The sequence below is a fragment of the Paenibacillus tarimensis genome (assembly GCF_021532315.1).
GTDB lineage: Bacteria > Bacillota > Bacilli > Paenibacillales > Paenibacillaceae > Paenibacillus_I > Paenibacillus_I tarimensis.
In genome coordinates, this window is record NZ_JAKGAO010000006.1 from 304,233 (window position 1) to 315,475 (window position 11,243).

Here is an 11,243-nt window from a genome sequence, read left to right on the forward strand (position 1 = left end):
GCTCTGGTGGTTCGCTTCTTTTTTTTATATAGGGGAGCGACAGAAGATCTGGTTGTTCTTGTTCTCACATTATTCAATTATTTAGCTCTATCGAGTCATGTAAGATTTATCCATATGAGTAAAAATGGTTGAGTAACAATCAAGGATGATACAGGTCAGGTTGCCAGTTAGGCAATGCCTATTATGATGAGAAAGAAGGGGATCAAGTGAAAGTTACGTATTTGATCAAACTGTTTAGCCTCCTGTTAATTTTTGTTTTTACTGGCTGCAGTTCGACTACTGAGTCACAACCATTGGTAACACAGCCTTATCTGTCCTTGATAGATGATACAGGCCGTGAGGTTATTGTAACCAGTAAACCTGAACGTGTGGTTATTCTGAATCCGGAGGCTCTCAGATTATTTTACCAACTGGGAGGTACTGTGTCCGGGTTCGCCAGTGCACCGGGAATTCCAGTGCCTGAAGCAGCGAAAGCATCAGTGAATGTTGGACAAATTAACCAAGTGAGCCTGGAAAAACTCATCAGTCTTAGACCGGATCTTGTGATCGGGCATCCGTTCTTTCATGAGAATTTGAAGGATTCGCACGAGACCAGCAATGTTCCTCTGGCATTGCTGAGCATCAGCAGCTATGAAGCCGTTCAGAACTATGGGAAATTGTTCGGACAACTCCTCGGCAAAGGCACCGAAGCTGATATGGCGCTGAAGGAGACTGAGGCACGTATACAGTCGATACTGAGCAAGCTTCCGGCTCGTTCAACTACCTTTGCTGCCGTTACGATAATGCCGATGGGAATATCACTGCAGAAGAGCGGGACCTTGACGTTGGATATTGCGGACAAATTAAGATTGATCAATGTGGCCGAAAGTATGGAGTCAGGTGAGATGCCCGGCTCGGTTCCATACAGTCTGGAAAAACTGGTCGAAGCCGACCCTGACTTCTTATTTATAGAAGTACACGGAACACAAGAGTACGGCCAGCGGAAGCTGCAAGAGGATCTTGAAAGCAGCCCAGCTTGGGCATCGCTTCGAGCCGTGAAAGAAGGCACCATGTATTTCTTGCCATCAGACTTCGTCAATAATCCTGGTCTTAATATCGACCGTCCAATCGAATATCTGGCCAAGTTGGTGTATCCCGATGTATACGGCAAGTAAGGCGGTGGTCGAATTTCGGAAGACCGTATCCTGGCGTGTTGCTGTATTTATAATCTTGGCATGTCTTGCGATGGCAGGGATTGTGTTCAGTCTGGTCAGCGGTGCCGTTCAGGTCGGAATAATCGAGATTGTTGACGTATTTACAGGGCAACAAGATGGCTCGGTTCGGGATATTATTTGGAACATCCGTTTTCCTCGTACGCTGGTTGCAGCTTTGGTAGGGGTCAATCTGTCATTGGCCGGCGCCTTACTTCAGGGCATCATGCGCAACGCAATGGCCGATCCTCATATTATCGGTGTTTCTTCGGGAGCCGGGCTGTTCGGCATTGCGGTCTTGGTGCTGTTCCCGGCGTACGGCTACCTGATGACGCCAGCAGCTTTTCTAGGGGCGCTCGGATCTGCGGTTTTAATTTATGCCCTCGCTTGGCAGAACGGGGTTCGTCCAGGGCGAATTATTTTGGCAGGGGTAGCCGTTTCCGCTTTCTTCGGATCTGGGATATCGGCACTGCTTACGTTTTACAGTGATCGGGTTGATGGTGCGCTGCTCTTCCTTGTAGGGGGGCTATCAGCGAAAAGCTGGCCGCATTTGCAGCTCGTTCTTCCATATACAATTGCGGGAACGCTGTTTGCTCTTCTCTCCGCACAGAGAATGAACATTCTAATGCTGGGAGATGCGGATGCAAAAGGCCTTGGTCTGCATGTTGAGCGAACAAGATTATGGGTGACAGCTGCGGCGGCGCTGCTTTCAGCAAGCGCAGTCAGTGTGGTCGGATTGCTGGGTTTTGTCGGAATGATAGTTCCCCATGCAGCGCGTCTCTTGGTCGGAAGTGATTACCGGATCCTGCTCCCCGCAGCGGCTTTGCTTGGAATCGCCGTACTAACAATATTTGATACTCTTGCACGGATCATTTTTCCGCCTGTGGAACTGCCCGTAGGCATCATAATGGGTGCTCTGGGTGCTCCCTTCTTTCTGTATCTGTTGAGAAAGAGGGGGATGCATGAATGATTAGGACCGAACAATTGACGGTAAAGTATCGAGGCCATGCCGTGCTGGATCAAATAAACGTCCTATTTGAGCAAGGGCTTGTCCATAGCATACTCGGTCCTAACGGATGCGGGAAAAGCACACTACTGAAGACGTTGTCCCGTCAGTTGAAGGGAGAAAGCGGAGCAGTGTACGTGGACGGCAAAGAGGTGAAAGATTGGGGAACAAAATCATTTGCAAGGCATCTCGCTATCCTCTCGCAGGTACAGGAACGATCCATAGATATCCGTGTTCACGACTTGGTGTCCTATGGACGTTTTCCTCATAAGGGCTGGATGCAGAAGCTGGATGATGAAGACATAAAAGTGGTACAGAATGCATTGGAATTAACGGGAATGGCTTCGCTTGCAAACCGAAACGTACAGGAACTGTCGGGCGGCGAGCGTCAGCGGGCACGTATTGCGATGGCTATAGCCCAGCAGCCGAAATTATTGCTGCTCGACGAGCCGACAACTTATTTGGACCTCTGTCATCAACTCGAGATCCTGGAGCTTGCCCGTCATCTTAACCGTGTACAAAAAATGACGATCGTTATGGTTCTGCATGATCTTAACCATGCATTGTCGTATTCAGACCGAATAACAGTCATGAAAAACGGCTCCATTTATTCACACGGAGCACCGTGCGAAGTCGTCAATGAGGAGATGCTGCGCGAGGTGTTTCACGTTGAGGCATGTGTAGAAAAGCTGGATGTTGACGGGTCACTGTTTATTAAGTCTATGAAGTTACTCTTGGATAAGCGTCGTTTAATGGGATAACCAATAAAGAGGAGAAGAGAAAAATGAAAGGATTCATATATTACTCGCGCTAATTGCACTATTGACCGGACCCATTGGCCTCAATAAGCGTCTTCGGACAAAATCGCTTGCTTTACACCGTTGGAACGGGGGGATTTATTTATACTCTATCGTGATAAATTTCATCCCGGGCATATTCGTTTCGTTTTTTGCCAGCGGCGGATTATTAAGCACGGTCGGTTTTCTGATCTTAAATACGCTGTGGCTGCTATCTACAATACTGGGCGTATATTATATTAAAAAGAAGAACATCCAACTGCACAGTATCTGGATGACTCGAAGTTTCCTTCTTTCCCTTTGCAAACATGACCATATATATTATCGTTGCAATAACGCATAATGCTTTGAGCTTGCCCTACGGTGTCTCGTATACCATTGCTGTATGGAGTTGTTGGCCGATTAATCTGGTTATAGCAGAAATGGCAACTAGAAAGAAGGCTTTTTTATGATTCTTTCTGTACCTTAAACCTGCATTCAAAGCAGGAGAATGAGCGTAATCAGAAGGACGGCAAATCAGAGCTGCCAAGACTCCGGTGTTTATACGCCGAAGTCCTGGCAGCTTTTTTAGCAAGAGTGCATCAAGCCATTACAGCTGGAATGATATGCTCCTTAATCAGCGGCCACCTGTCACAAGGATTCAAGATGAAGTCCGATGTTATAGCTATGGCCAGGTCTCGGTCCGGGATGCAGCACAGGACATTGCCGCCGTCGCCGAGTGCGGAGTATGTATAGATTCCGTCGTCCTCACGCAGCCACCATAGATAGCCATAGCTATAGGGGGTCATGGCGGTGGATTCGTCAATCCATGTCCCTGAGATAACCTGCTTATTATCCCATCTGCCCCGGTTCAGATACAGCAGACCAAACCGCGCCATATCCCTTGCGGTTAAGGTAAGTCCCCATCCTCCGGTAGAGATGCGGTTAGGATCTTCTACCCAGCCCTTTACTTTATGTCCGAACAAATCGTCAAATCCGAATGACTCCATCCCATAGTCCGGAATTTCCTTCATGCCGATCGGCTTGAACAGTTGCTCGTTGGCAAACTCACGAGCACTTAGTCCGGTGCTTCGGGTGAGGATGGCGGACAGCAGGTGTGTACTTGCGGTGGAATACTTGAATGCACCAATCTTCCCCCCATGGCCTAGTAGATCGAGAATATACTTGACCCAATCTATCTGCATGCACATCTTGTCCAGCGGTTCCTGCCAGTCATCAAACGGATAGGGGGCGCTCATTGTAAGTAGATGGCGTATGGTGATGTTCTGTTGCTGATCAGCGGCACCCGGAACATATTCAGGAAAGAAATCCAGTACCTTCTGGTTTGTGCTCTCTATATAACCGGTATCTATCGCAATTCCGATAAGCGCTGACAGAATGCTTTTAGTTACAGATGCGATATGAAGCGGTTCTTCCGGGTCACGGCCATTATAATAGCTTTCATAAGCGATGTATCCGTGTCTCACAACTGCGACACCGTTTATATTGCTGAACTCGGACTTTATAAGGGAATCAAGCCCAGTAAGCCTTGCGGCGTCCATTCCCAAATCTGCAGGATTCGCGGCCTGCCACTTAGCCGCTGGCGAGTAATCTCTCTTTATGCTCAATTCCTATACCTCCCAAATAGTTAAGAATGTTCAGATTCTGCTGCTCTTTTTCCGCACCGGATAATACACCTCAGTCACGATATCATCAGCAGCAGTGGCTTGGTCAGGATCGGTTACGTAGATTTCATAGGGCGAATCCGCCAAAATATACCCTTCCTTGACTGACCATTCTTTTAGCTTCGCATAGACCGACGTCAACCCGGAATAGGAACCCTTCCATACCGATTTTGCGCAGAGCCCCCCTGGCAGATCTCTTGTTCCCTTCACAGCCTCTTGGACGGGGACGGCAAACTCTATATCATTGCCGGCAGGATTGTATTCCGTACTGTGATAGATCGTTATAGGCGTACCAAGCTGAGTGAGGGGTTCGGACGCTATCTTCTCGTAAAGTCTGCAGAAGTACGATCCGTAGCCGGCGGCATAGTCATCGCTGCCCAGCACCTGACGCGAATAGAGAAGAGTCTTAGGCGAAGTTTCGACAAGCTGTACGTCTATATGATTGAGATATGACATGATGTGCAGACCTTTCTCTAACGTTAAAATATCTTCACTCAACCGCTGCAGCGTGTACTCAAGCTCCGATGCCTTCCTCTGAATCTCTCTTCTTTTACAATTTAGAGCTAAAACAAGCTGATCCTCCGATTGATCTTCTTCCGCATTCAAGATGGCTTTGATTTCCTCAAGCGAAAAATGATAGGACTTCAAACGATTGATAAAGAGCATCTTCTTTAACTGCTTGATGGAATAGTACCTGTAACCATTCTCCGGGTTAATTTCATTAGGGGTAATGAGCTCGATGTCATCATAATACCGGAGCGTTTTTGTCGATACTTCGCAGAGCTTCGAGAATTCCCCGATTGACAGCAAGTGGCCACCTCCCAAGGTTTTGTGTTCTGTCTTACTATCCGCCTTACCCTTAGGGGAAAGTCAAGGGTTATTGGATCATATATTCATCTTAAAAATCCCTATTCGAGCAGATGATTAACATATATTATAGATAAATAGTGTAATTTTAGAAAAAGGTTTGGTGCAACCATTCTCTCGCGCTAATTGACTTCAGGGCTTAGTTCTAATGAGGAGGACATATTGTGGAACAATTTGACGTTGATTGTTATCCCAAGCACTCTCTACGGGTAGCTGTGGCCCAGACGGTCTCGCTTTCTGGTGATATTGGGGCGAACGTGGAGCGCTCGATTCCCATGATTGAATATGCGATACAGCGGAAGGCTGATATCATCGTCTTTCCGGAGAAATTTCTAACCGGCTATGTACCGGAAATCATTATCTCGGATCCTGAGAGGTATGCCGTAGTTCCGAACGATCCTAGGCTTGAGCCGATCCGCAGCGTTTGTAAGCAGCATAAGATATGTGCGATTATCGGAACTCCCACCCAGCTAGACGGCAGCCTTTATATCTCATCTATTGTCATCGAGTGATAATATACGGAACATCTTGATGATCAAAGACTGGAATATTGGGCCAGGTATATGCTATGATGCGGGATTCCCAGAGCATTCTCGGATCCTGGCTCAAGCGGGATGTCATGTCTACCTGGTCAGCTCCCTCTTCAGTAAAGGGGTTGGTTACCTGGAGTCTCGCATATGGTTCCCGGCCAGAGCGCTTGACAATACAATTAATACTGTCATGGCCAATCATGCGGGCAAAACAGGAGTGTGGGAAGCGTGCGGCGGCAGCGCCGTTTGGGATCCTTTTGGTCAGCTGGTAGCTGAAGCATCGGAAAGTGACCAGGAAGTTGTTATTGCCGACTGAAGCCTGCCAAGCTGCGGGAAGCCCGGGAATCCGAACACATGCTAGCCGACTCCTTTGAATTAAGCCTGTTGCCAATGAAGTTGTCACGGTCAGGATGGACTAGTAAGAGCAGGGGTGGATGCGCAAGATGGGTGGGAATTGCCTCTAGATCAAATTTTTTACGAGACCCAAAGAGACCCAAAGAGAAAGCACAGAATATGTCCAACTAATGTTTAACCGAGCCTGCCGGGGAAATAATTGCTGCCAGCAGGCTTTTTTGTGCGAGACATATCTGTACTGTCTGTTATTGAAGATCATGTATTGAAACCTTATATGTCACAAACCGGCTGCACTTCTCGTCATCTATTTAATACTGGAGAGGGGTTGTCATCGATGAGCATTAGAACCTGTGTAATTATTGGAGCCGGCTATGCGGGCATTCACGCGGCTAAATCGATTGCCAAAGCGTTCCATACAGATCTGGTTAGAGGCAGAATGCGGATCGTTATGATCGATAAGAGGGGCTGTCACCTGCGCAAGGTGCTGTTATTCAAGGCTGCAGCAGGTGATGAATCCATTGCTGTTCAGCTATGCGATATTCTCCCTGGCCATATTGAATTCGTGCATGGTGAAGTGATGGATATCGACCCATTATCGCACAAGCTGCAATACCTGAATGAACAAGGGAATCGTGCGAGTCTATTGTATGATAATCTAGTCGTCGCTGTTGGCAGCATAGTAAAAAGGCAGGGTGATGAACAGGGCGGTCTGGCCTTAAGCGATGAAGTGGCAGCCATACGCATCAGAGAACAGTGGCGCAGCAATATGAGGCAGGCTGTGCTGGTATCCGACTCCGTACAGCGGCGGGTGCTGTTGACGGCAGCTGTTGCAGGAGCAGGCATTAGCGGTATTGAAACGTCGGCAGAACTGGTCCATGCTATGAAACGTGAGGCTTCCAAGCAAGGCATTTCGCCTGAGCAGGTGTCTGTTCATCTATTTAATGCTCATGACAGGCTGTTTATGGAAGGGCCGGAGAAGGTAGGGAACAAGCTTGAACGGCTGCTTGGCAGATGCGGTGTACAAGTACATCACAGAGCAAAAGTGCTTCAAGCGAAGAATGGACAGCTGCTTTTGTCGAATGGAAGCTCTGTGGAAGCTGGTCTGTGCGTATGGACACTTGGACTGATCCCGAATCCCATGCTTGCTCAGCTTAAACTTCCGCTCACAGCTAGCGGCGAGGTAATGGTAGATGGCTCGTATCGGGTGAAGGGAATGAAAAATGTATACTGTATAGGAGACTGTGCATGTATCACAGATCCAAGAAGCGGCCGTTCGGATTCCAAGACCTGCAAGGAAGCGTCTGCTCAAGCTGCAAGACTAGGTGGTGTAATGCGAGCAGATGACCGCGGTAAGCCCGTTCCGTCTCACCGTTCTTATATGGACTTCTACTGCTTCGGCCTCGGACCGGGCAAAGGCCTGGTATGGACACGTAAGTGGGGTATCGATATCATCATTGGTGGAAGAATTGGATGGAAGGTCCGTAAATTGACTTGGGATATAGCCAGTCTAATTAAGAAGTAAGTCTGCTGGTGTAAGAAGGGGCTGTATAGCGATGAATGAGCTGTATATCAAGTATAGGCGGCTGCTGTTTACGATTGCCTATCAATTAACAGGGTCAATTGAGGATGCCGAGGATGCCGTTCAGGAAGTGTTTATAAAGTATAGTAAACTTGATGGAGCAGCTGTTGGAGAGCCAAAAGCCTATCTATGCAAAATGGTGACGAACTATTGCTTGGATCAGCTGAAATCGGCCAGGCGCCGCCGTGAGTATATCGGCCCTTGGCTGCCTGATCCCCTTTTAACGCCTGATGATGATGCTATTTCGGGTGTAATCCGTACCGATCTGCTGTCGTATGCTTTATTGGTACTGCTGGAACGGCTGTCTCCTGCCGAACGGGCTGTTTTCGTCCTGAGGGAGGCTCTCCAATATGAGTATAGTGAAATTGCCGAGATTACGGATCGCAAGGAAGCAGGCTGCCGGAAGCTGATGAGCCGTGCGAAAGCCAAAATGGGGTATTCGGATCATGAGGTTATAACTCCAAAGAAGGCCGACGACAACTGGGTCCGCGGATTTCTGGGCGCCCTCGAAAAGGGAAAGGTAGAGGTGGTGCTGGGAATGCTTGCGAAGGACGCAACGCTCGTATCGGACGGAGGAGGGAAAGTGAGTGCGGCCGCTCATCCTGTTCGTACGAAGGAGCGTGTGTCGGGTTTCCTCTTTGGCTTGCTGAGAAAGAACAGCTCATTCGGACATGTGGCCTATGAACTGGCACCAATGAATCAGCAGACCGGTGTCATTGTCCGCTCAGAAGGTTTAATCATTGCTGCGGTATTGCTTCATCGGAATGAGGATGTAATCCATAATATTTATTTTGTTCGAAATCCGGATAAATTAAAACGGCTCACGCTAAATAATACTTGATCCTGTGACACTGGCCAGATGGCCGGTGTTTATTTTGTATGCCAATTTAACGGGGCTCGTCTTGATACTTTTGAACAGAAATCATATAGTAATGGAGTTGCATGTTAATGGATAAAGGGGATGAGTTATGGACGCCGTCCAACGTAAAATCACAGTGGCGCTGTTGATTTCCACTTTTCTGGCTGCGATTGAAGTAACCATAATCAGCACGGCTATGCCCCAGATTGCTGCCAGTCTCGGCGGCCTGGAGCATATGAGCTGGGTGTTTGCGGCATATCTTCTTACGACTGCTGTATCAACACCGATCTGGGGCAAGCTGGCCGATTTGGTCGGAAGAAGGAACATATACATAACAGGGGTCATCATCTTTCTTGTTGGCTCCCTGATGTGCGGCTTCGCTAATTCAATGGGCGTACTGATCGTGTTCCGGGCGGTACAGGGAATAGGGGCAGGAGCCATTAATCCGGTAACCTTCACTATTATTGCGGATGCTTTTAATTTTGAGCAGCGCGCCAGGGTGCAAGGGCTAGTGAGCTCGATGTGGGGAATAGCCGGAATATTTGGTCCGCTGGTGGGCGGCTTTTTCGTTGACTACCTGACCTGGCACTGGGTTTTCTTCATTAACATACCCTTTGGACTCATTTCGATGTGGATGATCGGCCGGCATTTTAAGGAGACGCTGGAGAAGCGAAAACGAAAGATCGACTATGGCGGAGCGCTTACTTTTACCGTGGGAATGACGGCTCTTCTGTACGCATTACTATCGTTCAGTCAGGAGGAGGGGGAAGGCATTGCGGTAAGCGAGGAGCTGCTTGTAAGCTTGTTTGCGATTGCTATCGTATTCCTGGGCCTATTCTTCATCATTCAGTTCAAACACGAGGAGCCGATGATGCCGCTCCGGTTGTTTGGGATTCGAGATGTAGCTGTCGCCAATACGGCCAGCTTCTTGACCAGTTCCATCCTTATTGGATTAACAGCCTATCTTCCGCTGTGGACACAAAACGTATTACAAATGGGAGCTACGGCATCCGGTTTAACGCTGATCCCGCTATGCGTCGGTTGGCCGCTCGGAGCAATGATGTGTGGACCTTTGATAGCAAAACTGGGTACTAAGGGAGTCGCGATATTGGGGGCGTCGTTCATTGCGGGCGGCTCGCTGGCTTTGACAACCATTACGACTACTACGCCCGCATGGCTGCTGGTGCTCATTATTTCGGTAATCGGATTGGGCTTCGGGACCGCATGGACGGTCTACACGCTAGTAATTCAATCTTCTGTTGCTGTTAACATGCGAGGTGTGGCAGGGTCCTCGAATACCCTGCTTAGAACATTGGGACAAACAATCGGGGTAGCCATCCTAGGAGCGGTTATGAATATGTACGTGGCTACAGACGGGGGGCATAATGGTGAATCGCTGGCGGCTGGCCTTCATGCTGTGTTTGCCATTTCCGCAGGAATCGGCGTGGTAAGTTTTCTAGTCACTCTGTGGATTCCAAAGCGCCATAAGGAGTATTATCAGCAGAGAGGGCAGTAAGGTCAATAATCTGAAATGGACTAGTGAAGGGGTAGAGGATATTGTTTAACACACAACTATATACAGGAAGCAAGGAAAAGGACTATCCGCTGGTAATAAGCCAACTGCAGGCCCTGCTTGAAGGGGAATCCAACCGGATTGCTAATTTATCGAACGCATCAGCACTGCTTAATCAGTACCTGGATAATGTGAACTGGGTAGGTTTTTACTTGCTGGAAGAGGACGAGCTTGTGCTCGGGCCGTTCCAGGGGCTTCCGGCTTGCGTGCGAATTCCGCTAGGCAGAGGGGTTTGCGGGACAGCTGCAAAAAATCAGAAAACCGAGCTGGTTCCGGATGTGCATCTGTTCCCGGGACATATTGCTTGTGATGCAGCATCACAATCCGAGATAGTAGTTCCGATAATAAAGGATGGTAATCTGATTGGGGTTCTGGATATCGACAGTCCTCTTAAAAACCGTTTCGATGAACAGGACCAATTATACCTAGAGCAGTTTGTACAGATGCTTGTCCGTTATTTGTAAGACAACTGGAGAGAATTAAATAGAAAGAGGCCTATCGTGATTAAAGTGAAGCGGGGCCTCTTTTAATTAATTGGTTGGATTTTAAAAAAATGATTCAGTATATAAATTTCCTCTTGAAATTAGATTTGAAAATTGTTATTCTATATCTCGGCCCCAAAAAACAAAGTAATTTTGGACGGGCTATGAGCTGATTATCTGCTCGTTGCAATGTGTTAAAAAAGAGCTTTGAAAAAAAGTTAAAAAAACACTTGCAAGGTGTTAGAAAAGTATGATATATTCTAATTCCGGCCGAGAGATACGGCGGGAACGAGTAAGTCGAAGTAATTGTTCTTTGAAAACTGAACAACGAGCGAACTGCCC

At 48.0% G+C, this 11,243-nt stretch carries 10 protein-coding genes and 1 pseudogene; 9 read left to right on the forward strand and 2 right to left on the reverse strand.

All coding sequences use genetic code 11. From position 1 onward, the window contains the following. Window positions 1-221 precede the first annotated feature (221 nt). The 4 genes from L1N82_RS06610 (at window position 222) to L1N82_RS06625 (ending at window position 3,336) form a co-directional block, all read left to right on the forward strand. On the forward strand, window positions 222-1,154 hold the full coding sequence (locus tag L1N82_RS06610; RefSeq protein ID WP_235286575.1) for an ABC transporter substrate-binding protein: 933 nt from the start codon (window positions 222-224) through the stop codon (window positions 1,152-1,154). A gap of 55 nt (window positions 1,155-1,209) precedes the next feature. After that, window positions 1,210-2,160, forward strand: coding sequence for a FecCD family ABC transporter permease (locus L1N82_RS06615; RefSeq protein WP_235286576.1), 951 nt, complete (start codon window positions 1,210-1,212; stop codon window positions 2,158-2,160). Further along, entirely contained in the window at window positions 2,157-2,957 is an 801-nt protein-coding gene (locus L1N82_RS06620) for an ABC transporter ATP-binding protein (protein WP_235286577.1), read from the forward strand. Before L1N82_RS06615 ends, L1N82_RS06620 begins: the two co-directional genes overlap by 4 nt. Window positions 2,958-3,018: 61 nt before the next feature. After that, entirely contained in the window at window positions 3,019-3,336 is a 318-nt protein-coding gene (locus tag L1N82_RS06625; protein ID WP_235286578.1) for a DUF2306 domain-containing protein, read from the forward strand. A 238-nt stretch (window positions 3,337-3,574) separates the two neighbouring features. On the opposite strand, the gene L1N82_RS06630 is transcribed toward L1N82_RS06625, so the two are convergent. Next, window positions 3,575-4,534: a serine hydrolase domain-containing protein gene (locus tag L1N82_RS06630; RefSeq protein ID WP_268821865.1), complete on the reverse strand. Its 960-nt coding sequence runs from the start codon at window positions 4,532-4,534 to the stop codon at window positions 3,575-3,577. A 96-nt stretch (window positions 4,535-4,630) separates the two neighbouring features. Continuing rightward, window positions 4,631-5,467, reverse strand: coding sequence for a MerR family transcriptional regulator (locus L1N82_RS06635; protein ID WP_235286579.1), 837 nt, complete (start codon window positions 5,465-5,467; stop codon window positions 4,631-4,633). A 314-nt stretch (window positions 5,468-5,781) separates the two neighbouring features. On the opposite strand from L1N82_RS06635, the pseudogene L1N82_RS06640 reads away from it, so the two are divergent. The 5 genes and pseudogenes from L1N82_RS06640 to L1N82_RS06660 all read left to right on the forward strand — a co-directional run bounded on the left by L1N82_RS06640 (window position 5,782) and on the right by L1N82_RS06660 (window position 10,883). Continuing rightward, window positions 5,782-6,370: pseudogene (locus L1N82_RS06640) on the forward strand (carbon-nitrogen hydrolase family protein). Between the two features lie 372 nt (window positions 6,371-6,742). Then, entirely contained in the window at window positions 6,743-7,930 is a 1,188-nt protein-coding gene (locus L1N82_RS06645; protein WP_235286580.1) for an NAD(P)/FAD-dependent oxidoreductase, read from the forward strand. Window positions 7,931-7,961: 31 nt separating this feature from the next. Continuing rightward, the gene (gene sigJ / locus L1N82_RS06650; RefSeq protein WP_235286581.1) at window positions 7,962-8,828 is read left to right on the forward strand and encodes an RNA polymerase sigma factor SigJ; all 867 of its coding nucleotides are present in this window, start codon (window positions 7,962-7,964) and stop codon (window positions 8,826-8,828) included. Window positions 8,829-8,955: 127 nt separating this feature from the next. Continuing rightward, window positions 8,956-10,362: an MDR family MFS transporter gene (locus L1N82_RS06655; RefSeq protein WP_235286582.1), complete on the forward strand. Its 1,407-nt coding sequence runs from the start codon at window positions 8,956-8,958 to the stop codon at window positions 10,360-10,362. A 41-nt stretch (window positions 10,363-10,403) separates the two neighbouring features. Continuing rightward, entirely contained in the window at window positions 10,404-10,883 is a 480-nt protein-coding gene (locus tag L1N82_RS06660) for a GAF domain-containing protein (protein WP_235286583.1), read from the forward strand. The last annotated feature ends 360 nt before the right edge of the window (window positions 10,884-11,243 follow it).